Source organism: Shewanella colwelliana, assembly GCF_001735525.1.
Classification (GTDB): Bacteria; Pseudomonadota; Gammaproteobacteria; order Enterobacterales; family Shewanellaceae; genus Shewanella; species Shewanella colwelliana.
Map to the genome: position 1 here is coordinate 1 of NZ_MCBT01000033.1, position 24,784 is coordinate 24,784.

General features: G+C 46.1%; 18 protein-coding genes and 1 pseudogene. 11 read left to right on the forward strand and 8 right to left on the reverse strand.

Going from position 1 to position 24,784, the window contains the following annotated elements; all coding sequences use genetic code 11:
- Positions 1 to 408, forward strand: a pseudogene (locus tag BEL05_RS10615) (transposase); the annotation flags it as partial.
- A gap of 650 nt (positions 409 to 1,058) precedes the next feature.
- Positions 1,059 to 1,601, forward strand: coding sequence for a hypothetical protein (locus BEL05_RS10620; protein WP_069671143.1), 543 nt, complete (start codon positions 1,059 to 1,061; stop codon positions 1,599 to 1,601).
- A 903-nt stretch (positions 1,602 to 2,504) separates the two neighbouring features.
- On the opposite strand, the gene BEL05_RS10625 is transcribed toward BEL05_RS10620, so the two are convergent.
- From BEL05_RS10625 to exaC, 3 genes are all read right to left on the reverse strand, one after another.
- Positions 2,505 to 3,371: a YjjW family glycine radical enzyme activase gene (locus tag BEL05_RS10625; protein ID WP_069671144.1), complete on the reverse strand. Its 867-nt coding sequence runs from the start codon at positions 3,369 to 3,371 to the stop codon at positions 2,505 to 2,507.
- A 31-nt stretch (positions 3,372 to 3,402) separates the two neighbouring features.
- A complete protein-coding gene (locus BEL05_RS10630) occupies positions 3,403 to 4,971 on the reverse strand; it encodes a YjjI family glycine radical enzyme (protein WP_069671145.1) in 1,569 nt (522 codons plus the stop codon).
- A gap of 182 nt (positions 4,972 to 5,153) precedes the next feature.
- Positions 5,154 to 6,674, reverse strand: coding sequence for an acetaldehyde dehydrogenase ExaC (exaC, locus tag BEL05_RS10635; RefSeq protein WP_069671146.1), 1,521 nt, complete (start codon positions 6,672 to 6,674; stop codon positions 5,154 to 5,156).
- 312 nt (positions 6,675 to 6,986) lie between these two features.
- Here exaC and BEL05_RS10640 point away from each other — a divergent pair, with 312 nt between their 5' ends.
- The 3 genes from BEL05_RS10640 to BEL05_RS10650 all read left to right on the forward strand — a co-directional run bounded on the left by BEL05_RS10640 (position 6,987) and on the right by BEL05_RS10650 (position 11,192).
- Positions 6,987 to 8,759 (forward strand): sigma-54-dependent Fis family transcriptional regulator, encoded by a 1,773-nt coding sequence (locus BEL05_RS10640; RefSeq protein WP_069671147.1) that lies wholly within the window; start codon positions 6,987 to 6,989, stop codon positions 8,757 to 8,759.
- A 131-nt stretch (positions 8,760 to 8,890) separates the two neighbouring features.
- Positions 8,891 to 9,874, forward strand: coding sequence for an acrylyl-CoA reductase (NADPH) (gene acuI, locus BEL05_RS10645; protein WP_028762915.1), 984 nt, complete (start codon positions 8,891 to 8,893; stop codon positions 9,872 to 9,874).
- A 313-nt stretch (positions 9,875 to 10,187) separates the two neighbouring features.
- Positions 10,188 to 11,192, forward strand: a complete 1,005-nt coding sequence (locus BEL05_RS10650) for a substrate-binding domain-containing protein (RefSeq protein ID WP_069671148.1) — start codon at positions 10,188 to 10,190, stop codon at positions 11,190 to 11,192.
- Positions 11,193 to 11,194: 2 nt separating this feature from the next.
- Here the strand turns inward: BEL05_RS10650 and BEL05_RS10655 are convergent, their stop codons facing one another.
- Positions 11,195 to 12,124 carry a LysR family transcriptional regulator gene (locus BEL05_RS10655; RefSeq protein WP_069671149.1) on the reverse strand — a complete coding sequence of 310 codons (930 nt, stop codon included), beginning with the start codon at positions 12,122 to 12,124 and terminating at the stop codon, positions 11,195 to 11,197.
- A gap of 271 nt (positions 12,125 to 12,395) precedes the next feature.
- On the opposite strand from BEL05_RS10655, the gene ardA reads away from it, so the two are divergent.
- The 5 genes from ardA (at position 12,396) to BEL05_RS10680 (ending at position 19,245) form a co-directional block, all read left to right on the forward strand.
- Entirely contained in the window at positions 12,396 to 13,916 is a 1,521-nt protein-coding gene (gene ardA / locus BEL05_RS10660) for an acrylate reductase flavoprotein subunit ArdA (RefSeq protein WP_069671150.1), read from the forward strand.
- A 28-nt stretch (positions 13,917 to 13,944) separates the two neighbouring features.
- On the forward strand, positions 13,945 to 14,298 hold the full coding sequence (ardB, locus tag BEL05_RS10665) for an acrylate reductase cytochrome subunit ArdB (RefSeq protein WP_069671151.1): 354 nt from the start codon (positions 13,945 to 13,947) through the stop codon (positions 14,296 to 14,298).
- Between the two features lie 368 nt (positions 14,299 to 14,666).
- Positions 14,667 to 15,911 carry a dimethylsulfoniopropionate lyase DddY gene (dddY, locus tag BEL05_RS10670; protein ID WP_069671152.1) on the forward strand — a complete coding sequence of 415 codons (1,245 nt, stop codon included), beginning with the start codon at positions 14,667 to 14,669 and terminating at the stop codon, positions 15,909 to 15,911.
- 84 nt (positions 15,912 to 15,995) lie between these two features.
- Positions 15,996 to 17,123: a hypothetical protein gene (locus BEL05_RS10675; RefSeq protein ID WP_069671153.1), complete on the forward strand. Its 1,128-nt coding sequence runs from the start codon at positions 15,996 to 15,998 to the stop codon at positions 17,121 to 17,123.
- A gap of 133 nt (positions 17,124 to 17,256) precedes the next feature.
- Positions 17,257 to 19,245, forward strand: coding sequence for a methyl-accepting chemotaxis protein (locus BEL05_RS10680; protein ID WP_245686977.1), 1,989 nt, complete (start codon positions 17,257 to 17,259; stop codon positions 19,243 to 19,245).
- Between the two features lie 108 nt (positions 19,246 to 19,353).
- Here the strand turns inward: BEL05_RS10680 and BEL05_RS10685 are convergent, their stop codons facing one another.
- Positions 19,354 to 20,223: a LysR family transcriptional regulator gene (locus BEL05_RS10685; RefSeq protein WP_028762923.1), complete on the reverse strand. Its 870-nt coding sequence runs from the start codon at positions 20,221 to 20,223 to the stop codon at positions 19,354 to 19,356.
- Between the two features lie 121 nt (positions 20,224 to 20,344).
- Between BEL05_RS10685 and BEL05_RS10690 the strand changes: the two genes are divergently transcribed.
- Positions 20,345 to 21,001 (forward strand): TetR/AcrR family transcriptional regulator, encoded by a 657-nt coding sequence (locus BEL05_RS10690; RefSeq protein ID WP_069671155.1) that lies wholly within the window; start codon positions 20,345 to 20,347, stop codon positions 20,999 to 21,001.
- 15 nt (positions 21,002 to 21,016) lie between these two features.
- Here BEL05_RS10690 and BEL05_RS10695 read toward each other — a convergent pair whose 3' ends face one another.
- Genes BEL05_RS10695 through BEL05_RS10705 form a run of 3 tightly spaced genes read right to left on the reverse strand, consistent with a single transcriptional unit; the run spans position 21,017 to position 24,704 of the window.
- Positions 21,017 to 22,936 carry a methyl-accepting chemotaxis protein gene (locus BEL05_RS10695; protein ID WP_069671156.1) on the reverse strand — a complete coding sequence of 640 codons (1,920 nt, stop codon included), beginning with the start codon at positions 22,934 to 22,936 and terminating at the stop codon, positions 21,017 to 21,019.
- A 44-nt stretch (positions 22,937 to 22,980) separates the two neighbouring features.
- Positions 22,981 to 24,024 carry an inorganic phosphate transporter gene (locus BEL05_RS10700; protein ID WP_069671157.1) on the reverse strand — a complete coding sequence of 348 codons (1,044 nt, stop codon included), beginning with the start codon at positions 24,022 to 24,024 and terminating at the stop codon, positions 22,981 to 22,983.
- 11 nt (positions 24,025 to 24,035) lie between these two features.
- A complete protein-coding gene (locus BEL05_RS10705) occupies positions 24,036 to 24,704 on the reverse strand; it encodes a DUF47 domain-containing protein (RefSeq protein ID WP_028762927.1) in 669 nt (222 codons plus the stop codon).
- Between the last annotated feature and the right edge of the window lie 80 nt (positions 24,705 to 24,784).

A 24,784-nucleotide genomic window follows, 5' to 3' on the forward strand; every position in this document is an offset into this window, starting at 1 on the left:
GCCAAGAAGGCCAGTACCCCAGAGCATAGTGACTACACCAGTATCCAACAACGGATAAAAGCGGTAATCAAAGGTGAGCAGCCTAAGCCTCTGTTGGCGTTTATTGGTAATGAGCGAGCACAACAACCAAAAGGCATAGCGTTCAGCTTTAAAGATTACCTTGAGTTGGTGGATGAAACTGGACGGGTTATCCGAGAAGATAAACGAGGTACTATCTCAAAAAGTGCAGAGAATATCTTGCAACGAATTAATGTTCCAGCAGAAACCTGGCTCAAATTAACGACTGATTTTGGCAAACTCTTCCGAGGTCCTGTCGGCTCAATACAAGAGCTTGATGACTATTACACCCACTTAGAAAAACGACGAAGGCACTTTGCAAACAGTTGCCTACACCTTCAGTTCAGCTAGCCTTTAGCCGCTTCCCACTTTTGTACTAGGCCTGTTATTCAGGTCAATTTGTGATGCCTTAAACTCCGTCTTTCTGTCATCTTTTCATCTGTTTAAGCCTATTTGATGCTTCTTTATCTGCCATCTCGATGAGTTTTATCATTTATGATACCTATCAGGGGATAGCATAGGAGTAATCTGCAAATAATGGTGCTATGTTATTGATTAACTATGGGTGGCTTATTTCTTTTTCTTTTGCATTAGGCCTGTCATTCAGGTCAATTGGTGATGCCTTAAACTCTGCCTTTTTGTCTTTTTTCTATCAAATCCAACCTATCTGACGCTCCGCTCGAAACCATCTCAATGCGTTTTCTCATTTATGATGCCTATCATGGGCAGCATAGAAGTAATCTGGAAATAATGGTGTTATGTTATTGATTAACTATGGGTGGCTTATTATCTTTTGGTCTTTTTTCTATCAAATCCAACCTATCTGACGCTCCGCTCGAAACCATCTCAATGCGTTTTCTCATTTATGATGCCTATCATGGGCAGCATAGAAGTAATCTGGAAATAATGGTGTTATGTTATTGATTAACTATGGGTGGCGTATTATCTTTTATGCCAATAAATAAGTATTCTGAGACTATGTATTGTATTGGAGGTGTGACGTGTCCAAGTTACGACAATTAAATTCAAATAAGTGGGTTTTTTTATCTTCAATTGTTTTGGTTTTTCTATATATACTTCTGTTGTTTTTTAGTGGGTATATAAGTAAGCAGATAAATGATTTTGGAATTATTCATAGTGGTAAGGAATCTAGTTTAAAGTATGCCCAAGGAGGGACTATAACATCTTCATTCACGCGAAAGAGGGGAGAAGTTGAATATATAAGTGTAGAGGATATGAAGAAGGTAATAGAGCTTCAAGAAAAAAGGAGTGAGTACTTAAAGAGAGAGTATTTAGATGAGGTTGAAAGGGGCGAAGCTGACAGTGTTTCTCTTATGGTGCTGATTTTAACAGTATTCACATTGGTGTGGTTCGTGCTGTCTGGTGATAATAGTAAGTGGAGTTATCAATATAAGCTTGTATTCCTATTTAGTTGTATCGCATTGAATTTTTTATTAGCCAATTATGGTTTGATTACTGTTTTTATGTTCATAACTTTAATTGGAGTTTTTCTGAGGAAGAACTTGCAGTGGTATTGGTCATAAGTTAAGCGGAATGACGTAATCCATCTTGATTAATTTAATAAGGAAGGTGATTGATGACTAAGCCTTTGATTGAGCTTTATTGTTGCTGATTTCAATAAACGTTAATGTGTAGTAGCTTAGTTAAATTGGCCATTTATTTGAAGGCTAATCTTAGCTAGCCTTTCCTATTTTAGCCATACTTATCGTGATGTGAACTAGAGCATTTTTAACATTAACCCTAAGAAGCTTTTGTCCAAAAATGATTCACAATTGACAGACCTGTGGATACAAAATAAAGCTAAATCGAAGAGACAAAATGACCCAGTGCAGATGCGGCTGCGGACGTTGATGGCAGGGATGCCATCGTCGAGTCTCCACGGATGGATTCACGGCGTGTAGCAGCTGTATCTGCACACTCCTCGCCGGACAGGCGATTAGTTACAATGAAGATACAAATTTCAAAGACACTCTACCAACACTAATTCAGCCAAATGTTAAACCACAAAAATGCCAGCCCCTTCATTCCAAGGCCAGAACACTTTTGTCCAAAACAATTTAGCTTTTGATTGTCCGAGTTCCAACCTTAAGGTCAAATCGAAGAGATTAAGAATTCGGTGTAGGTGCGGCTGAGGCCTTCGATTTCAGGGATGAAATCGCAGAGCACCCATGGAGGGTTTACAACGATATCCCTATTATCTAAAAGCCGGTTCGGCAATCCCGGCCTCTCGTTCGTAAGCACGAAGCTAGGCTTCACTTACCGCGCCTAAGAAGTACCTGCACGAATGGGTCGTTCATTCATGTCCTGTGATCACGACATTGACGCATCCCTGCGCTGCAACTGCTGCAAGCAATTCAACACAATGAAGTCATGTCATGGTTGCAAACCATTAAATTCCCTCTGAGCTGGTCAGAAGCTCAATCACCTTACAAATACACACTGGGCAGAACCAGATTCTTCACTCCTCGCTGTGACAGTTGCTCGGCTAGCTGCTGGATATCGGTTTCGTGGCAACTTGGCCAATGTGCCGCTTCACCGGTAACGCCGTGATGATGAAAGGCATTGAGTTTAATGCGTACTGTTTTGGGTAGCTTGCCTAGGTAGTGAGATAGGGCATCGACCTCTCGGTCGAAATCGCTAATGCCGGGGATATGTAACAGGCGCACTTCATATAACTTTTCATGTTGGGCTAGTAACGTGATTGACTGAAAAACCCTGTGGTTATCGCGGCCAGTAATGTAGTTGTGGGTCTCTTGCTGCCAGGCTTTTAAGTCCACCATGGCGCCGTCGAGATAGGGCAGTAGCTTATGCCAGCCAGTTAGACTTAGGCTGCCGTTGGTGTCGAGCATACAGCTGAGGTGGCTAAGTTGTGGGCAGGCTTTAATCGCCTTAAAGAGCGCGATAACCAATGGCAACTGTAGGCTAGCTTCACCGCCGCTAACCGTGATGCCATTGATAAAGGGTAGGTTAATACGGATCTGTGTCAGTAGCTGCTCGACACTGTACTGCCCGGTTTTAGGGTTAGATTGTTTAGTGCAAGCTGACAAACACTGATCGCAATGGCTGCATCTTTCACTATGCCAAACAATACGTGGTTTTACGCCGCAGCTATCTAAGGCGAGCGCCGCCTGTGGGCAGGCGCTGATGCAGTCGCCACAATGATCGCAAGGGGTGATGGTGTGGGGGTTGTGACAGTTTTTACAGCTGTAATTGCACCCCTGCAAAAAGATCACCAACCGACTGCCTGGCCCGTCGACACAGGAGAAGGGCAAGATTTGGCTGACATTGGCCATTGGACTTGCCGATACTCGGTTGACCTTGGTGTCATTCACAGTGGTTTGATTCACCGTAGCAGGGGGTTAACTCATGGGCGGCAACGCGAGGCTGTCGCTTGAGTATTCCGGTATTTTTAGCCGCTTCTGCGCCTAACCCAGTGGTGTTAGTGCGTGAACCCTGCTGCTTAAAGGTGGCGATATCTGACAGTTTTATCATGTAACCTGTAACACGAATTAAGTCATTAGAGGCGACATTGGCACTGAACTCGCGAAAGCCTAAGTTGAATGCGCCTTTGCATAGTTGGTACATCGCCTCAGGATTTTGCTTAACGGTGGCATCAATAGTGAGAATATCGCTGATCCCTGAGGTGTAGTATTGATGGTGGGGCGCAAGGGCTTGAATATGTGCCACAGGGTTAGGCTCTGTACCATAAGGAATACGCACGCCGGGGGTGACATCAACATCTAAGCTGATGCCGCTTTGAGAATGCAGCAGTGCGCGGCCGTAGTAACCGTAGGTGACAGGTGTTGATTTAACAATGGCATCTAAGGCTTTTGATATGCGGTAGCCCAACTGATTGGCGCTGTCATGGTGGCCGTAATGTTTGCTTGGTTTGTCGCTCATCTGCTCAGATATTGTGGGATTTCCTAGCAGGATATCCACCGCCTCTGCCATGCCGTAAATGCCAAACATCGGTGCGAAACGCGATGGCTCAATTAAGCCCTCTTTCACCAAGAAACTGTCGAAAAAGTGTGACTCTTGATGGAGGAATTTAGCGCGGGCTTCAATCAACTCATAGGCGAGCGCGCAGTAGGTAGGCAAACACTGCTCAAAGAAAGCATCGATACTACTTGCCTGATTGGCCACCTGTTTTAGATTAATCCTGACCAAGGTATTGGCGCCGCCAGCCAGTGGTAGCGCGTTATAACAACTGACAATACCAAATCCTTTTGCGTCAAAGGCGCTGGCGTGCATGGGGTAGTTAGCAATATGAGGTTTATTACATTCACAAATATTGCTGGCCGCCATCAATAGTAGATCGTCGGGCGTGGTATCCGGATCATACATAAAGGTCAAATTAGGCACGACCTGTTTAAGCTCTGCATCGATCTTAAGTAGGGTGCGACAAACGATATTATCCCTTGGACCGATATTGACGTGCACAAAGGCGTCAGGCAGGGTGCGATCTAGCATGATCCATAAGTTTTTAAGCTTGCGGTATAAGGTTTGTTCGTCAATCCCCTCAACGTAGGGCATTAAGAGTTCATCGAGTTGACCCAGATATACAGGCATGTTGGTGACTGACGGAACATGATGATAGAGGATGATGAGCGAATTAATTGCTTCATCTAAATCTGTCGCGGCGGCCAGCTCTAAGTGGCGTGAGCCTTGGCGTAAGAACTTTGCATAATCTGGCAGTACATAACGTGGCTTAAAGGGCGCATGACCCTCAAACATGTCACAAATAATACCTGCCTGCATAGCGGCTTGCAGCGTTTCAGACACTTCGACATAGGGAAGACTTGCTTCAGCCTCTAAGGCCAAATAGGCGGATTTCTGTTTAGCAGAAAGATGCGGGTCGCTAACAATGCTGGCCAGTTTATCGAGAACGGTCATGATGGTATCCACAATAATGTTATGGATATAAATTTACGTGGTTAGTGGATGAGCGAAAAGTGAAAAACCGCTAATGGCGCGTTTCCAGTTTGGAAATCCGAGGGGGTAGATCTTAGTTTGATGGCGTCGTGCGATCTAGATAAGAGATCGCCCCCTTTATGATGAAGAGGGCGATGGCTGGCTTAGAAGAAGCCTAGCGGATTGACATCGTAGCTGACGAGCAAGTTCTTAGTATTTTGGTAATGGTCGAGCATCATTTTGTGGGTTTCACGCCCAATACCTGACTTTTTATATCCGCCAAAGGCGGCGTGAGCTGGGTAAGCGTGATAGCAGTTTATCCATACGCGCCCGGCTTCTATGCCTCGCCCCATGCGTTGAGCACGGTTCATATCACGGGTCCAAAGGCCTGCTCCTAAGCCATATTCGGTGTCGTTGGCAATCGCTAGGGCTTCGGCTTCATCTTTAAAGGTGGTGACCGAGATAACAGGGCCAAATATCTCCTCTTGGAAGATTCGCATATCGTTGGTGCCTTTGAAAATGGTGGGCTCAATATAGAAGCCACTTTGCTGATCGCCATTGAGCTGGCGCATGTTGCCACCAAGAAGCACTTTTGCCCCTTCGTTACGACCAATCTCTAGATAGCTCAGAATCTTATCGAACTGCTCTTTAGAGGCTTGGGCGCCAACTTGGGTATCTGTGTCGAGTGGGTCACCCTGTTTAATGGTTTTCGCGCGGGCAATCACTCGTTCGATAAACTTGTCGTAGATAGACTCATCGATCAGCACCCGTGATGGACAGGTACAGACTTCACCTTGGTTGAAGAACGCCAGTAGCATCCCTTCAACGGCTTTATCTAGGTACTCATCTTCATGGTCCATGACGTCGGCAAAATAGATGTTGGGTGACTTACCCCCAAGCTCTACGGTCGAAGGAATGAGAGATTCTGCGGCGCACTTTAAGATGTGGTGGCCAATTTGAGTGGAGCCAGTAAAGGCAAGCTTTGCGATACGCTTACTTACTGCTAATGCCTGTCCAGCTTCGGTTCCGAAGCCGTTAACTATGTTAAGGATACCCGCTGGTAACAGATCTTCAATCAGCTCAATCATCACCAGAATCGACACAGGTGTCTGTTCGGCAGGTTTAAGTACCACACAGTTCCCCGCAGCCAATGCTGGGGCAATTTTCCATGCCGCCATGAGTAGCGGAAAGTTCCACGGGATGATTTGGCCGACGACCCCAAGGGGTTCGGGGAAATGATAGCTCACAGTGTTGCCGTCAAGATCGGCAGCGCTACCCTCTTGAGCACGGATACACCCAGCAAAGTAGCGGAAATGGTCGACAAACAGAGGGAGGTCGGCATTCAGGGTTTCACGCACCGCTTTACCATTTTCCCAGGTTTCGGCCACAGCGAGATACTCAAGATTCTGTTCGACACGATCGGCGATTTTTAACAATAGGTTGGCGCGGTCCATCACAGATGTTTTGCCCCAAGCTACTTTGGCTGCATGGGCGGCATCGAGTGCAAGGTCAATATCTCGCGCATCGGAACGTGCGACTTGGCAAAAGACTTGGCCATCGACCGGTGAGCTATTAGAGAAATACTCACCACCAACTGGGGCGACCCACTCGCCACCAATATAGTTGTCATATTGGTGTTTAAAACTCACTTTTGCATCTGTGCTGCCAGGTTTTGTATAGATCATTTGGCTTTCCTTTTCGCTAACGTTGTCTTGTTGAGTGCCGTCATTAAGAGACGATCGTCATTGTGATAAATCAGGTTTTTCAGTGACTAAAGCGAGTGTTCATCCTAGTGTGACACTATTGGCTTTAGCCTTGTTGCTATCGCAAGGTACGCGCCAAACTGGCAGGAGTTGTGCTGGTTAGCTTGTAACAGTATGATGAAAAACTGATTTTTGATGTCCTAATGTGCGTAGTCCAGGATGATGTAGCACTGGTTGAAGGGTCGCACTGTGACATAAGTGCACACAATGAGTGTGCCAAAATGGAACACAGGTATGACAATTACACCCCACTCTCAAGCGTGGTTAACAGATTCGTGGTCCCGCAGCCAAGGTGCTGGACTACAGCAGACCTCCAGCCCCGATGAACTGCGTCTCGACCGCGACGCGTTAGCGGTTAAACACTTTCAACACAAGCAGCTTATCGAGTTGGTGAAACAGCATGCGCTACCGCTGTTTAATCAGTTGATGGCCCACAGTAAAAGTCGGCTGATTTTGTCAGACAGTGAAGGCTATGTATTGTGTCATTGGGGGGTGAGCCAATACTCTGACAAACTTGCCAATGTGGCGCTGGATATCGGCGTCAACTGGCAAGAGCAGCATAAGGGTACCAATGCGATTGGTACCGCATTGCTGGCTAAGCAAGCGGTGTCAGTGATTGGCGATCAACATTTTATTCGTCAGCATAGATTTATGAGTTGCACGGCGAGCCCGATTTTTTCTCCACAAGGGGAGCTGATTGGGGCTATCGATATTACCAGTGAGCAGCAACGCCATACCCAGCAAACCTTACTTTTGATCTCCAGCTTAGTGCAGCAGGTTGAGACGGCGCTGCTGTGTCATCTTCCTGGGAGTCATTATCGCATCGATCTGGCGGAGCAGCCGTCGCTGATCACTTCAGGATGGCAAGGCATTGTCGTTGCCAATGCGGATGGCAAAATATTGGGGTGTAATCCCATGGCTAAGACCTTGCTGCATGACGCCAAGGTGGGCGATGATCTTCACCAGTATTTGGGTGAGAAATGGAATCGTACCGAACATCTGCTACAGCACCAGCGCTTTCATCTTAAGACCCAATCTCTGGTGCCTGAACGTCGCACACAGGTCGTCAGCCAACAGATAGGCGTGCGCTTTCGCGACCCTATATTAGAGCGCGCGTGGCAGCAGGCCAATAAAGTGGTTCGCCGTTGTATTCCCTTGCTCATATGCGGTGAAACCGGTGTCGGTAAAGAGCAATTTGTGAAAAAACTGCATGCTCAAAGTGGTCGCAGCCAAGGACCATTAGTTGCCGTTAATTGTGCTGCATTACCGGCTGAGCTAGTGGAATCTGAACTGTTTGGTTACCAAGCGGGGGCGTTTACTGGCGCACATCGTAATGGTTACGAGGGCAAAATCCGTCAAGCCGATGGTGGATTTCTGTTTCTGGATGAAATAGGTGAGATGCCCATGGCGACTCAGAGTCGTTTGCTGCGGGTGTTGCAGGAGAGAGAAGTGGTACCTGTTGGCTCTAATCGCAGCTATAAAGTTGATATTCAAGTGGTTGCGGCTACGCATGCAAACTTGCAGGCCTTAGTGAAAGCGGGTGAGTTTCGTGAAGATCTCTACTATCGACTCAATGGGCTGCAAGTCATGTTACCCGCGTTACGTCAGCGAGCCGATAGAGAGCGGATAATTCATAAGCTACATAGGCGCTATCGCACCGCACCCCAAACCATCTGTCCGCAGTTACTGCGCTGTTTATTGGATTATGCGTGGCCGGGAAACCTCAGAGAGCTGGATAACTTGATGCAGGTAGCCTGTTTAATGGCCGAGGATGAAGTTCAGCTGCAATGGCAACATCTGCCCGATGCACTGCAAACGCAGCTGGGGGAGCAAGTGCAACCTGAGGTGTCAGCCACAACGGCTGAAGGTGAATTAAGCCTGATGATCAACGCCAATATTGTTGCAACGTTTCACAGGTTTGACGGCAATGTTAGCCGTTGTGCAAAATATTTAGGCATGAGTCGTAACACGCTGTACCGAAAATTAAAGGCGTTGGGGCTCAAGTAGGCTTAAGTGCTAGGGCTGTTTTTATGCAAAGCTAATGCGTCGTGCGCATGCTTGTTATGCAAAACGTGCAGTGTACTCATGACATTTTTTGCTCTACTCTTTTATTCTATTTCGTCATTGTTGGAGGCCCCATGTTTAAGGCGCTCGTGTTAACCCAAATTGAAAAACAGACCCAAGCTGAAGTTCGTCAGGTGCCACTAACAGACTTGCCGGAAGGCGATGTCTTGGTTGACGTGGTCTACTCCTCTTTAAATTATAAAGATGGCCTCGCGGTGACAGGCCTTGGCAAGATCATTCGCCAGTTTCCTATGGTGCCGGGTATCGACTTTGCGGGGGTGGTGAGTGAATCTGCCGATCCTCGTTATCAAGCTGGCGATCAGGTTATTCTCACCGGGTGGGGTGTAGGCGAGAATCATTGGGGTGGTATGGCACAAAAAGCACGGGTGAATGCCGATTGGTTAGTCCCTATGCCACAAGAATGCGATGCGGCCAAAGCCATGATGATAGGTACGGCGGGGTTAACAGCCATGTTATGTGTGCAAGCATTGCAAAGCGCTGGTGTGACACCTGAAGCGGGCGAAGTGTTAGTGACCGGCGCAAGCGGTGGTGTTGGCTCGGTGGCAGTAACCTTGCTGTCACAGTTGGGCTATCGTGTGGTAGCAAGCTCTGGACGTGTTGAAGAAAATGGCGAGTGGCTAAAACAGCTTGGTGCGACTGATGTGATAGATCGCAGCGAACTTGAGCAAGATAGTCGCCCGCTTGAAAAACAGCGTTGGGCTGGCGTTGTCGATACCGTGGGTAATAAGGTACTGGCCACAGCATTAGCTCAGATGAATTATGGCGGCAGTGCGGCTATTTGTGGTTTGGCAGGGGGATTTGCGTTACCGACTACAGTGATGCCATTTATTTTGCGTGGCGTGAACCTATTAGGGGTCGATTCGGTGTCGTGTCCTTTTGCTAAACGTCAGCAGGCGTGGGCGCAAGCGATAGCGTTATTGCCAGAGCGCTTTTATGAACAAGCTTGCCAAACTGTTGAGCTTGATGCAGTACCTGAACTTGCCCAGAAAATCGTGGCGGGCAAAGTGACAGGGCGAGTATTGGTTAAAGTGTCTTAACAATCAGCATAGCGATAGACTCATTGTGTGTTGGTAGCAAACGCACTTAATTGAGTGAGCTGTCAAGTGTGCTGAGTAATCTCTATATGATTAAAAAGTGGCTTAATGCCACTTTTTTTTATTCTGACGGTGGTGCAATGCCACTTTTTTTATTCTGACAGTGGCGCAATGCCAATGGGTAAAATGCCAATGGGTAAAATGGCAATCCCTAATATTGGTGTTATGATCGTGTTAATGCGTTGTTTGTTTATCGAGATTTTGAGAGAAAGTGACATCGAAGATAAACGCTTATTTAACAGGATAAACAGTAAAGATGGGGTTTCAGATCAGCGGTGTATTGACCATGGTATTGCTGTGTCGTTTACCGCTAGCGGCGACAGCCGATACACCAGCCGCCAAAATCGTGATTGGTGTGATTGGTAAAACTAAGAATGACAGCTTTTATGAGCAGTCATTTCAAGGCTGCCAAGCCTTTGCCGCCAGTAAAAGCCAAGTGCAATGCCTTTACGATGGCCCAAAAGCCTTTCAAGATATCCGTGAGCAAGTGAGTGTCACCAAAGCCATGCTTGATAAGGGAGTGGATGGGATTATGATTTCGACCACGGATTCCCAGTTTTTAAGCGACAATGCATTGCGCCTGGCTAAAGCGCGAAATATTCCTGTTATCACCTTTGATTCTGATCTCTTACCAGAGCATCAGTCATATCGTCTTGCCTATGTGGGCACCAATAATTTTGAATTTGGTGTGGCATTAGGTAACTATGCCAAGCAATTTAAACAAACGGGGGATACCCCTGTGTGTATCCAGTCTGGGCATGCCAGTACTCCTAATTTGAATGAACGTATTCGTGGCGTACGTTTTGCGTTGTCGGGACATGACGATAATCGTCGATTAAGGGGTGACAATGGCTGGAGTGAATATTCTCGCTGCCCTTTTTATAACCTAGGCAAACGAAAAATGGCGCTCAGTCAGTTAGAGTTGCTGTTAAGAAAGCAGGTGCCCATCTATATCGCTGTGGCGGGGTTTGCTCAATTCTCGCCCGACTACATAGAGCGCATAGCCCCTTACAAGATGCAGATAGCGAGCCAGACGAGTGTGATCATCTCTGCGGATACCGAAAGCGTACAACTTGAAGCGTTAGCCGCTGGGCTGTCGACGGTAAATATTGGGCAGCGACCTTTTGAGATGGGGCGGCTCAGCGCTCAGATGATGTATGAGTATCTTGTTAATCAGCAACTTCCCGCGAAATCACTTAACTACTTGGGCTTCCACTATTGCACGCCACAGACAGTAACGACCTGCACCCGCAATGATTAATATTAATAGGTATCTGGCGCACCGAGTAGTGACTGTATCGAGGTGGCGATAGTTTCTCTGAGCCAGCGCTGCGCTTTATCTAACTCACAACGAGAGTGCCAAAATAAACTGTAGTGAAGCGGGGCGATCTCAAAGGGGAGCGGTTTAACATGCAGTCTATGTCGAGCGGCGGCCAGTTCTGCCATCCCTTCGGGCAACGTTATGATCAATGAGTCCAGCTTAAGTAGTGCCAGTGCACTGTCTAAATTTGGTGTGCGTAAAAGCTCTTTACGCGGTGGAAACTGATCGATAGCGGCATCGACGATAGCTTTTACGCCATCGCTAATGGCGATGGTGGCATGGGGAGAGTGAAGGTAATCTTCAAGGGATAAGGCTTCAGCTGCTTTAGGATGTTGGCTAGAGAGCAAGCAACTTACGCCGACTCGGCCCAGCGGGGTTTGTGCAAGCGGTGCTGTTTGCCCAATCGCTCGGCAAATCGCCATATCGGCGCCCTGAAGACTCAACTGTGCCTGCAGCGCATGGTGTTGTACTGGGATGATCTCTAGGCGGATATTGGGAGCCTGTTGATACAGGGTTGGCAAAATAAACGGCAGTAAGGCCTGAATAGCAAAATCGGTGGCTGCAATGGTAAATTTTTGCTCGCACGCAAGTGGTACAAAGGCTTTAGGGGTGAGCAAGGTCAGCAAGTCGCCAGTAGGCCCTTGCAGTTGCTTATAGCAATCGAGTGCGTATTGTGTCGGCACTAGCTGTTGGCCGATACGGGAAAATAGCGGATCATTGAGCATGGCTCTTAATCGGCTCAATATACGGCTGGTGGCCGATTGACTTAAGTGCAGTCGCTTGGCAGCTTTGGTCACACTGCGCTCTTCGACTAATATCTGCAACGCAATAAGTAAGCTTAGATCTTGGCGGTAGATCTCTTCGAGTTCCATGACGTTCTATTATTTGGGAAAGATACCTTATCTAATTTAACAGTCTCATCCATTTTTTGCTCTCAATTTTAGGTTCAATGTGGTGCGAGCGCATTTTTGGAACTTGTTCCAAAATACCCATAAAGTAGTATTTCTGAGTAAATTTGAAGCTAAGTGGTGTTTTAAGAATGTTATCAACTTGTATTAATGCAACTGATGATTAACTCCCGTTTTGGAATACATTCCAGTCTTATGATCGCCTTGTCGAATAAAACAACAAGGGTGATGACAGATGAGCAATGTAGATCTGCTAGGACGCCGTAATTTCATTAAAGGTATGGGTGCCGCTGCTGGTGTAGCAATGGCAGCGCCTGCGATGGCGGTTTCAGAGAAAGCTGACGGTGTAACATGGGACAAAGAAGTTGAAGTGCTGATTATTGGATCAGGCTTTGCGGGTTTGGCGGCAGCGATAGAAGCAACACGCAAAGGCGCCAAAGATGTCCATATTTTTGAAAAGATGTCTTATTTTGGTGGTAACTCGGCCATTAACGGTGGTCTATTTGCTGCACCGGGTACGCCGATGCAGAAAAAAGAGGGCGTACAAGATTCGGTCGATCGCATGGTCGGTGACCAATTAAAATCAGGCCGTGGGATTGCCGATGAAGCATTGCTACGTCACGTAGCTTCGCACGCGGTTGAAGCACTGCAGATGACCATTGATGCGGGGGCAGAGTTCCACCCTTACCTACAGCAACTTGGTGGTCACTCTGTTGCACGTACGTATCAAACAACTGTGAGCTGTGGCGCGGGTATTACTCAGCCTCTTTACAAAGAGTGCCAACGCATTGGTGTTAAAACCCATAACCGCTCTAAGTTTGAAGGTTTCTTAGTGGGTAAGAAAGGCGAAGTGGTTGGCGTTAAAATGCGTCAGAACTACCACTTTGGTGAAGATCAGCCCGGTGAAGTACTTAATATCCGTGCCAAGCGCGGTGTGATCATGGCAACAGGTGGCTTTGCGCAAAACGTTGATCTGCGTATGGCACAAGATCCAACCTTAACCTCTGAAGTTGGTTGTACTAACGCTCCAGGTGCGACAGGTGAAGGGATGTACGAGATGTTCCGTTTAGGCGCAATCCCTGTGCATCTTGCTCATATCCAGTCAGGTCCATGGGCATCGCCAGACGAAGGTGGTTTTGGTTATGTGTCTAACTACTCTATCTATAACTTCCCTCATTCAATGGCGATTAACCGTTTAACCGGTAAACGTTTCATGAATGAAATTGCTGACCGCAAGACTCGTGCCGATGCTGAACTGGCTTGTCGCGATGAAAAGGGTAATGCACTACCGCCAATTTTGATCACTAGCTATAAGGATTCTAAGAAGCATCCCAATACTAAGAAAGTGATTAAGTATAACGTGGGTTGGAAGTTCGACACTCTCGAAGAGTTAGCTAAACATTTTGATGTGCCTTTGAAGCCACTTAAAGCGCAAATCGAAGAGTACAACAGCTACGTTAAGTCAGGTGACGACAAGCAGTTTGGTAAAAACATGACTAAGGCGAAGGACAAGTATATCCAAGCCCCATTTACCGTGGTTCGCCTATGGCCAAAAGTGCACTATTGCCAAGGTGGTGTGCAGGTCAACACTAAAGCTGAAGTGAAAGACAGTTTCACTGGTCAGTCGATCGCTGGCTTGTACGCGGCAGGTGAAGTGTGTGGCGGTATTCATGGTGTCAGCCGTTTAGGTAGCTGCTCAATTCCAGAATGTATGGTTATGGGTATGACTGCTGCACGCAGCCTCATGCAAGCCTAACGTGACCAGTTAATTAGAGGAATCAATAATGAAAAAATTTAATATTGTACTCGCGCTGGTCTTAGGTGGCTTAGTGAGTTTATCGGCTCAAGCGATTGAGCAACGCGCTTGGCATAAAGATGTGATCGGTAAAGATTGTAAGGTATGTCATGACAATGGCATCAAGCAGTTCCCGTCAGATCAAGCCTGTTTACAGTGTCATGATGTCGACGATTTAGCCGAGCAAACCGCACGTAGTGAAGAGGCTAAGTGGCAGAATCCACATAACAATCTGCACTATGGTAAAGATCTACCATGCCAAGAGTGTCATGGTGAGCACAAACCGAAGAAACCATTATGCAGTAACTGTCATACTTTTAAGTTTGACAAGCATCAAGAGTAGTACAGGGTTAAATAACCTGTAAGGCCCATTAACCAATGGGCCATCTCTCCCATCTTCGCTCCCTCGATATGGGTTTCCACAACTTATTTGAGTTTTCTTTTAGGTTGTCTCATTAAAGTAACATTGACTGTTTAATTATCCCTGCAAAGACAATCTAACGTTAATATTATTGCTTATCACGCCTCTCTGGATATTCCTTAGAGGCTTTTTTTGTCCGAAATAATTTAAATTTAATTAAACTGAATTTGTATTTTTTTATATTTAAATTGTTGCAAATATGTACTGCATATATTTTTGGAATTGATTCCAAGTTTATTATGTACCTGTTTTAATAAACATATAAATAATCATAAATAGTGGTGAGATGAATGAAAAAAACCTTAATAGCTCTATCATTGCTTTATGCAAATAGTGCACTGGCAGCTAACCTACCAGACTTCTTAGATCAAGCTGATATTGATAATGCACAGTTTACCTGTTTAGGTGAGCCCGTTGCGTACTCAGCGGCTGATCAAAAGTATGTCGATATGTTGTGGGACGAGACGCTAACCTACCTAAAGGCTTATGCCATCGCCTTAACCAATGGTGAAAATAGTCACTGTCTTAATTCTGATGAAGCGCTGTTTGATTCAACCCAGGGCGGCCAGAAGATGTGCATCATGGATCGCCGCGACATGAAACTGATGGTGAAAAATATCTATCAGGTGATCAATAACCCTGAGCAAGCAAAGCAGTGTTTTGGTGCGCGTGAGAACGTTAATTGGATCTACAACCCGGGCGGTGAGTTAACCAAAAATTCACCCGTGGCACAGCATTTCAAACGCACAACTTTTGATGAGTTTTTTAAAACTAAAGTCACTAATAAAGAGGTGAAAAAGATTGGTAAAACCTTTACCAAAAACTTTGCCAAGATGGTGACTGGCGAAGAAGTGAAAATGCCTGCAGCGTTTCCTTATGATATCAGCGCGAATGCTTTGCCAAACCTATGGGCAGCGGCGGGGTGGTTCCCAATGTATGCTGAAGAAAGTAAGCGTAATGATAAGAACTTCAATAATATTCGTGGTGGTTATGCCTATGCCGAGATCTTCGGTCATTGGGGATTACTGCGCATCGATGAGATTAACGGTGAAAAGGTGGGTGCAGAAGTGGGGATGACAGTGCAATCTGTCGACACGCTTTATCCCTATCATAACCATGCGATCTCTGAGATCTACTACAACATGCGTGTGCCAGCTTGCGCTAATCAGTTTAAAAGTTTTGCAGTACGTGAAGACTCACCACTGGTTCATACCGTTAAAGAAGATGACAAGATGAGACGGGTGCAGTTTGATGCCGCACAGCCTAATGGGCATACCATGTGGTTGGCAGGTAGCGCCAGTCAGGACGCTTTACTCTATTTCCACCAAAACACCATCCATGCCTTCGATGTCGATGGCAGTTGCGAAGCTAAACCAGAAGAGCGAGCCATTGTCTCGGTTTGGGCAAGAAGTAACGCCAACGATAAGCGTAATGACTATGGTACGACCTTATTATGTGAATCGGCTAAAAATCCAGGCACTCCAGCAAATAAAGATGAAGTTATTCAATGTGATTTAACCAAGCTTAAGTGGTAATCGGATATTGATTACTTGAGTTTATTAAATTGACTTTATGGCTGTATTTAGCCGTTATTTATTCCACTATATTTTGGTGATGGTATGAAATTATTTAAATTATCTGTTTTGTCTGTTGTGACATCTTTATTACTCTCTAGCTCAGCTGTACAAGCACAAGAAAAAGAAGATGGCATTGATGTATCGGGAACCGTTAGGGTTAATTACGCATATAAAGATTACAGTGAAGCCTCTAAAGATAAGTTAGGTGACTTTAGTTTTGATATGGCTGCCATTAAATTTAATGGCAAATTGGGTGATTGGGGCTTAGCTAGTGAATACCGTTTCTTTGATGGTTGGCAGGCATTGCGCTACGGTTATGGCTTCTATGAACTGAATCCGTCATGGCAACTCCAGTTTGGTGTTAACCAAGTCCCTTTTGGGAATCCTGGCTTTATCTCTAACAGTTTTTGGTTTGGCGTACCCTATTATCTAGGTTTCGAAGATGATTACGATCTCGGGGTCAAAGGGGTTTATTCAAATGGGGCGTGGGGAACAGAGATGGCATTTTATAAAAATGCCGAATATGGTGCCAGCCGCAGCGACCGTTACTCCACTGATCTGTATACAGGTGTTGTGAACGGAACGGAATACAACAACGAAGAGACCAATCAACTTAACTTACGTCAAACTTATGAGGTGAGCTACGAAGGGGGTAAAACTCTGTTTGGTGGCTCTATTGAGTATGGTCAGATTTATAACGGTAAAACCGGTAATAATGGCGATCGTTACGCGGTAGCAGTTCACATGGACAGCAGTTATAAGGGCTGGAATCTGCAACTGCAGGCCATGCAGTATGAATATGATGCCGCCGATGCTGTCGACAGTAACAAAATTGCGGTAGCTGCCTATAATTGGCAATATGAAATCGCCGCTAAAGCTCAAGCCTACAGCATTAATATTGCTAAGAATATTGCTACGGATTGGGGCAGCCTTAAGGTTTACAATGACTTTGGTATGGTGACGCCAGATGTGGCGGATGACAGCTATGATACTAGCTACCAAAACGTGACGGGTTGTGCCATTTCAGCTGGTCCAACTTATACCATGATCGATTTCATTGTAGGTAAAAATATGTATGCCTCGACCCGCGACAATGGCCATGTGGGCTTACCTGAAGTGGGCGATAGCTGGGACAAGCGAGTTAACATTAACTTCGGCTACTACTTCTAAGTCGATGAAACGCACTTCGTCTCTGTAATAAAAATGCCAACCCTAGGGTTGGCATTTTTATTTATACTTTTAATGATTGTTTTTATTTGATTATTTTAAATTATGACAGTCAATTAGTCGGTAGGGGCACAGCTTGGAATCAATTCCACGGGTAAAGTCACCCAATGTGGGTAAGTGCCTCAGTGACGAGAGTAAATTTGTAATGAATACCATTGGCTTTAAAAAAACAATTACCCTATCGGTGATTATTTTAGTTTCCCTATGCCTCGCTTTTTCTAACCTGTTTTCTTACTTAACACTAAAAAGTAATACGATCGAGCAGGTGCGAGGCAATCTTGAAATGATTGCAAGTTTTGAGTCTGAAAGCATACAGAACTGGTTCATGGGTAAAGCCAACAGTATTGATGCACTGGCAGGGCAATACCGCCAAAACCGAGTGAATGGTGAATATGCCATGGTGGCTAAGTTGGTCAAAGATAATAGCCGTTTGTATTCTGTTTTTTGGGGGTTTGAAGATGGTAGCTCTTATGCCAGCGTAGTGGATGATGATATTTGGCATAACGGTGTTGCCGACCCCGCACAGTACGATCCAAGACCTAGAGGCTGGTATCAACTGGCTAGAAACAATAACAAAGCAGTATTGACCGATATTTATGTCGATATGGTAACGGGCAACCCGGTGATCTCTATCGTAACCGATGTTGGTGATGGGGTGTTATCTGGCGATATTGGCCTCGAAATTCTTAACAAGACCGTCAAAGATGTCAACTTCCCTGGGGCGACAGCCGCCATTGTCGATGAAGCGGGCAAGGTGTTGGCGTCAACTATGCCACAGTTAGCGGCGGGTAAACTGATGAGCCAGCAAGGTTGGAGCCAGATGGAGCAACAGTTAGTGGCCCATGATACTTTTTCGGGCGATTATCACTTTGCTGGTAAAGATCTGCTTATCTTTAGTCATGTGATCCCGCTATTACAAGGCAAAAAGAAGTGGTTTCTTGTGCTGAATATCGATCAAGAAATTGCCTTTGCCAAGGTGGATGAGGCGCTAAATTCAGCCTTAGTTAACTCAGGCATCATGTTGTTGGTCAGTATTTTACTTGTACTACTTATCTTAAATTGGCTCTATCGCCCTATCTTACAGTTGAAGCAGGTGATTTTAGGCCTCTCTCAAGGCCAGGCCGATCTGACCATGAGGTTGCCTGTGAATAGCCATGATGATCTTGGCGATATTGCCTCAGGGGTTAATCAGTTTATTGCTAACCTTGAGGTCATCGTTAAGGAGCTCTACATCGACTCCCAAGACATAGGACGAAGCATTATTGCCTTACAAGATCAGATGGATGGTAACAGTCAGGTACTGACAAAACATGTGCAAGAGACTGAGCAGATTGTAGCCGCTGTCGAGGAGATGAGCGCCACAGCCAACGATGTGGCTAATAATACCTCGCAAGGCTCTCAGGTGGCGACCTTAGCCAGCAGCCAAATTAATGATACTAAACAGATAGTGGCCAACACCCGTGAGACTGTTGGGCGGTTGATCAATGATGTTGAGGCGACCGAAGTAAGTATTGCCAACATCTCCGATGACGCCACAACCATTACCCAAGTGCTGCAGGTGATTGGAGACATAGCCGATCAAACCAATTTGTTAGCCCTCAATGCTGCAATTGAAGCGGCTAGAGCAGGAGATCAAGGCCGAGGCTTTGCTGTGGTAGCAGATGAGGTGAGGGCCTTGGCGGCACGGACTCAAACCAGTACGGCTGAAATTGAGCAGACCTTGGATAAGTTGCTTCTGGGGATAGAGCATACCGTGGCCACGATGAAGCAAACCAAGGGAACCTGTGAGCAAACCAGTCACTGGACCAATAATGTGACCGAGAATTTAGATGAGGTGATTAAATCTGTAGAAACGGTGAGTGATCTCAACACCCAAATAGCGACTGCAGCCGAAGAGCAAAGCATGGTGTCGGCCGAGGTGAGCCGCAATATGGCAGAAATACGCGATATGGTTGTGGTGCTAGAGGACAGCGGCGCAGCGAGTCGAGATGAGACTCATAAGCTGTCGGCGTCGAATCAAAAACTGGTGGCTGTGGTGGATAAGTTTACTATTGATAATGCGTAATATAGCGCTGGCTGGATGAGCTTTTATCCGGGGTATTGTCTATATCCACTGGAAGCTTAGCGAACAAAAGTGCCGGTTGTCGGCACTTTTTCATCTCTCACGGCAAGACTAGTTGTTGCTGGCTTCAGCGAGATGCTCGACGTTCGCTTTGATCAATGTGATCAACTGCTGGGTTGCGTCAGTTTGGGTATCAGGGTTGAGGTACAAGGCCTCGTTAAACACTGGGAGCACTGGCAAATGATGCTCGATTGGATCTAAGATCTGCATATTGTCGTTAATGCGAAACTCTGCAATGGGCGCAATCGCGAGGTCGTTTTCTACTGCCATACACAAGGCTTGTGGCGACGGGGTCGATAACAATACATTAATCGGCCGCATCGTCAGCTGATGATTAGCAAATACCTGCGCTCTAATCGGGCAATTCTCTGGGTAAAGTGCCATCGGAATGGTATCGCGTTTATGGGCGTTACCTATTTTTGCAGCGACCCAATGAAATTTGCGCTCAAATAGCAGTTCACCGTGTGCCGGTGGCTGCCAGTGGGTGGCAACAATTAGATCAAACTCCCCTTGCTGTAAGCGTTTATACAGATTGCCGCTGACATCGGTGTCGATGACTAACTCGATACAGGTAAATTCACGAATGAACTCCAGTAAGCAGCTATTGAGGTAACGCTTAATATAATCGGTTGGCACACCAAGTCGAATGATCTCTCTATTTTGGCAGTCTTTAAGATCATCCAGTGCTTGCGAGTTAAGCTGCATCATTTTGTAGGCATAGTTGAGCAGTGTTTCACCTGACTCTGTAAGTGTCACCCCTTTGTTATCACGCAGCAGTAATGGCTGGCCGACACTCTCTTCCAGTTTTTTAATCTGCAAGCTTAACGTTGATTGGGTACGACAAATCTTGTCAGCAGCTTTTGATAAATTGCCACACTCTGCAACCGCGATAAAACTTTCGAGTAATTCGATTTTTAACATAGGGTATTGGCTTTGCTCATAGTGGTATCAGTATTACTCAATATCGACGGGTCACAAACCCTGTTATCGTTTGATTGTGAAGTTGCAATGTTTTTGTTTGTAAAAATGTGATGAGGTCGGTATGAGCAGTTGGGAACAGAGAACGGATTATCTTGTTGAGGTGGCGCAGCGTTGCCTTAGGGGGCATCAAAGTTTCGATTTGTGCCGCTCTCATCTTGTGGCGGCGAGTCAGATCTCTAAGGGAACCATCTATAATCATTTCACCACAGAGGCTGACTTGGTCGTCGCAGTCGCTTGTGCCCAATATCAAGATTGGTTGGTCGCCGCTGAACGTGATCAACAGCAATACACAGACCCCTTTGAATGCTATCTGTTTCATCACTGCCAACGCCTGCATGACGTGTTAGCTCAGAAGCGCTTTGTGATAGAACGAATGATGCCCAATCAAGAGTTATTACAGCAAGCTTCTGATGTATATCGTGATCGATTTAATGATTTGCTCGAGCAATATCAAGCATGGAATCAAGGTATTATTTTGTCAGTTGGCGAGCGAGCGGGATTTGACCGTTATGAACTACTCAAAAACTATATTCGTGGCACCATGATCAACAGCGATGATGGCATTAGGCGATGCGACGATCTGCAGACCTATTATCAATTTAGTTATGCGATGGCTCAGCTAATGGGGCATTCGGACAAGCGAATCCCCTCCAAGCAAACATTTGCCGACTGGTTGTCACAACAACACCAACCGCAAGCCGCTATGTCAGCCGCGTGATGATATTGCCATTTATTAAGTGGTGAAATGCGCACATTCAGCGTGTAAGCGCTGGGTTAAATCACTCAATTGTGTCGACTGTTTGGCGACCTTATCTGATATTGAGGCAACATGCTGACTGACTTGCTCAATTTGGCCTAGGTTGTCAGTTAGCTCCGTGGTGGCTTGGGCCTGTTCTTTACTGCCCAGTGCTATCGATGCCAATTGGGTCGTAGACTCCTCCATTTGATTCACTATGTGATTAAACGCCTGCTCGGTCTGTCGCGCTATCTTATTGCCTTCGGACATTTTTTGAAGTGAGTTATCAGTAAGGCCTATGGTCTTTGAGGCTGCGATGGCTGTGCGGTTTGCTAGGCTTCTAACCTCATCGGCCACCACAGAAAACCCTCGACCAAACTCTCCTGCTCGTGCGGCCTCTATGGCGGCATTGAGCGCAATCAGATTAGTTTGATCGGCGATGTTGGTGATCTCCTTCATGATGCTGGCGATTTCGTTGCCTGATTGATTTATACCGTCTAAGGAAACAGTGAGCGATTGCATCTGCTGATAGCCGCCGGCCGCTTGAGTTAATATTTCGCTACTTTGTCGGTGCATACCATCGGATGAGTGCGCGGTGATTTGGGTTTGGCTCTCTATTTCATGCAGTGCAGAGCTCATGGAGGCTAAATAGCTCAGTTGGGTGCTGGCACCATTCTCCAGTTGAGTACCATCTTGTTTCAAGGTACTTGAGGTGTGTTGGATGGCATCACTGCACTGTTTTACCGAGAGAATGAGCCTAGAAAGGTTCGCCAACATTTTGGACAATGCCTGACCGAGTACATCTTTTTCGCTGGCCAGTTTGATTTGACCTGAGAGATCGCCCGCAGCAATTTTTTCCGCGCTTACCACCTGTTGGCGTAGTATTGCAACTAAGTGTGATACAGCCTGTGCGATATGCCCCAGCTCATCTTTTCTATCTAGCAGGGATTGCCATTGAGTTTGGTTTAAGCGGCTAAGTTCAATATCGCCAATGGCGAGATCATCAATGGCGGTAGATACGGTACTGAGTCCTTGAGTGACCAAGGTCACCAGCTTAATGATCAGCAATGACACAATCAAAATGGCAATGAGAGACACGACAGCACTTACGATGATTAGCTGTGATTGGCTATCTTCGATCACCTGTTTTTTTATAGCACTCACGATTAGCCAACCACTGGTGGGTTCCTGTTGGACCCAGCCTTGATAGGTTTGATTCTGTTCGTCAAAGTCTACAATTTGATTCTTCTTGCTGCATAAGTCTTGAAAGTTAAGTGATTCATTGTTTGTGCTGGCTAATTTACTGTGAGCGACCAGTTGGCATGTTTGCGACAACACGAATGCATTGCTGTGTTGATTGACCTCGCCAATATCCACATAGTCTTGATAAAAATTATCCAATGGCAGGCTCATAAACAGTAAGCCTTTGCCTGAGACTTTTATTGCAAAAGTCACCAGCAGTTTGCCATCGACACGACTTTTAGTTGGCTCAGAAATTACAGCGTGTTGGCTATGCTTAGCCTGCATAACGTAACGCATGCTGGCGTAGCTTTTACCGATACGGCTAGGTTTGCTGGCGGCAATGGCTATTTGTTGTTGATCAAGTAACGCAATATTTCTAGCGCCATATTGCTCAGCCATCTCCCTAAGGTGTGCCGATACATTTGGCCGAAAAGCGGGGTCCTCAAGTGCCATAAGTATAAATGGACTTTTTGATAAGGCATTAATGGTGTTTAGATTGCCATTGACCCATGCGCTGATATTGTTTTTTAGCAGCGCATTACTGCCCTGAATACTACTGGTTGATGCCTGCTGCATTGCACTGAGACTCATGCTGATCGTGATATAAGCGATAGCAATGAACCCGAGCGTCACGAGCGGCAGCAATAGCGCATTAAATCTGTGCGTTAACTTCATAATTGTCCTCGTATCCAGTGGCAGCAATACCGTGAGTTCAGGTGTTAAATGACCACCTGATTGAACAGGTTTTGTATAATGAATAGCCCAATGAAACAGGCAATCGCAGACATTATCGGTGTGATCACCCAGCCGATAAGTATTCTAAAAAGGACTTTCCATTGAATAGGCAATCGCTTGAGTAATGCGATGCCGACAACGGCACCAATAACCGCTTGAGAGCTTGATACAGGCACCAGAGGGATGGGCGGTAATCCGATACTGACGAACGCATTTGATAAGGTTTGAGAGGAGAAAATAAACAAAACGATAGAGTGGGCCATCACCACCACCCAAGCGGTGACGGGGGTCATGGCGATGAGGTTGTCACCCACCGTCAGCATCACTTTTTTTGAGTAAGTAAATACCCCTATGCTGATCGCGACAGCACCGATAAAAAACAGCTGCATTGCTGCGGTGAGTTCAGTGTTGAATATCTTAATGGGATCTATGGGGGTACTGAGTACAAACACCCCCATGACATTAGCGATGTTATTAGCACCTAGGCTGTAGGACCCAAAAGCCCCTGCCAAGATAAGGCCTATGCGGGTCCACTTGTCGAGTTGAAACAGCCCCGGACGAAGTTTTGCAATCGCTGAGGTGACGCACTTAAACAGGATAACCGCAGTGACTGCTGCAAGTATTGGGCACAATACCCAGGTACTTAATATTTTTGACAACACTTCAGGATCTGTTTCCATGCCGCTAAACAGGTTCCAGCCAATGATGGCCCCAACAATGGCTTGCCCAGTAGAGACTGGCAGGCCTGATTTCGTCATGAAATAAACCGTGGTTGCTGCAGCGAGTGCAACGGTAAATGCGCCGCCTAACGCAGAGACTTTACCAAGCGCACCTAAGGTATGTGATGCCCCTGCACCACTGATCACTGCACCTAATATGACCATTACTGAGCAGATCATTGCAGCGGTCGAGAACTTAACCATATTTGAGCCAACGGCAGTACCGAAGACGTTGGCAGCGTCATTGGCTCCGAGAGACCAACCGAGAAACAGGCCGCTAGAAAGAAAAATCCAGATTGCAATATCCATACTTAAACTCCTTACTGCACGCGTTTAAGGGTGAAGATCGCTATCCGGTCACTAATGTCTTCCGCGAGGTTGGCGACTTGGTCGATACGGTCGCAAAAATAGCGCAGCTGAATTTTGTTAACTAGTGGTAGGTCGGTATCAAATAACATCACTTTGGTGCGAGTGCATAGTAGGTCGGCTTGGCTTTCAAAAGCGATAACTTTGGTATGGTACTCTTGCACTCGCTGTAAATCGGTGAAGAAGCTTTTGGCACACAGGAGTGTGTGATCTATGGTGTCGCTGACAGTGTTAAGTAAGCTAAGCAGTTCATCTCCAATCTCTTTAGGAATAAGCGGTTGCTCAATTTTTAGGTGTAAGCCTATGGTTTCTTGTTTGTTGATTAAACGGTCGGTGAGATCAATTAATGATGCCACATCAGAGCGTAAGTCAGGGATAAGCGTCTTTCGGTAAAGCGTATGCTCTATCTCTCTTTTTAATAGATCAGCTTGATGCTCAATACTTTGAAGTTCGGCCAATGTTTTTTCAAACTCAGCGCTCTTGGCACCGTAAGTTAAGTAGTTTTTCCACATCTGGATGGACTTATGGTGAGATAAGGTGACCTGTTCAAAAAAGAGGTAAACCTTTGTTTCTGTAGATTCGCTCTTTGAAAGAAGCGTAGTGAGCCGAGAAAAGCCAAACATGGCATCTCCTTATTCGATTGGATAGGTGTGTAGGTAACGCTGAGGGGAAGGCCAAATATCACTAAAGGGAGCAATTTAGT

Excerpts from the sequence above, each read along its gene's own strand:
- BEL05_RS10650 (WP_069671148.1), top strand. The coding sequence starts at position 10,188 with ATGGGGTTTCAGATCAGCGGTGTATTGACCATGGTATTGCTGTGTCGT.
- BEL05_RS10625 (WP_069671144.1), bottom strand. The coding sequence starts at position 3,371 with ATGGCCAATGTCAGCCAAATCTTGCCCTTCTCCTGTGTCGACGGGCCA.
- BEL05_RS10695 (WP_069671156.1), bottom strand. The coding sequence starts at position 22,936 with ATGAAGTTAACGCACAGATTTAATGCGCTATTGCTGCCGCTCGTGACG.
- BEL05_RS10690 (WP_069671155.1), top strand. The coding sequence starts at position 20,345 with ATGAGCAGTTGGGAACAGAGAACGGATTATCTTGTTGAGGTGGCGCAG.
- exaC (WP_069671146.1), bottom strand. The coding sequence starts at position 6,674 with ATGATCTATACAAAACCTGGCAGCACAGATGCAAAAGTGAGTTTTAAA.
- BEL05_RS10685 (WP_028762923.1), bottom strand. The coding sequence starts at position 20,223 with ATGTTAAAAATCGAATTACTCGAAAGTTTTATCGCGGTTGCAGAGTGT.
- ardA (WP_069671150.1), top strand. The coding sequence starts at position 12,396 with ATGAGCAATGTAGATCTGCTAGGACGCCGTAATTTCATTAAAGGTATG.
- BEL05_RS10640 (WP_069671147.1), top strand. The coding sequence starts at position 6,987 with ATGACAATTACACCCCACTCTCAAGCGTGGTTAACAGATTCGTGGTCC.
- BEL05_RS10675 (WP_069671153.1), top strand. The coding sequence starts at position 15,996 with ATGAAATTATTTAAATTATCTGTTTTGTCTGTTGTGACATCTTTATTA.
- BEL05_RS10655 (WP_069671149.1), bottom strand. The coding sequence starts at position 12,124 with ATGGAACTCGAAGAGATCTACCGCCAAGATCTAAGCTTACTTATTGCG.
- BEL05_RS10705 (WP_028762927.1), bottom strand. The coding sequence starts at position 24,704 with ATGTTTGGCTTTTCTCGGCTCACTACGCTTCTTTCAAAGAGCGAATCT.
- acuI (WP_028762915.1), top strand. The coding sequence starts at position 8,891 with ATGTTTAAGGCGCTCGTGTTAACCCAAATTGAAAAACAGACCCAAGCT.
- BEL05_RS10700 (WP_069671157.1), bottom strand. The coding sequence starts at position 24,024 with ATGGATATTGCAATCTGGATTTTTCTTTCTAGCGGCCTGTTTCTCGGT.
- dddY (WP_069671152.1), top strand. The coding sequence starts at position 14,667 with ATGAAAAAAACCTTAATAGCTCTATCATTGCTTTATGCAAATAGTGCA.
- BEL05_RS10630 (WP_069671145.1), bottom strand. The coding sequence starts at position 4,971 with ATGACCGTTCTCGATAAACTGGCCAGCATTGTTAGCGACCCGCATCTT.
- ardB (WP_069671151.1), top strand. The coding sequence starts at position 13,945 with ATGAAAAAATTTAATATTGTACTCGCGCTGGTCTTAGGTGGCTTAGTG.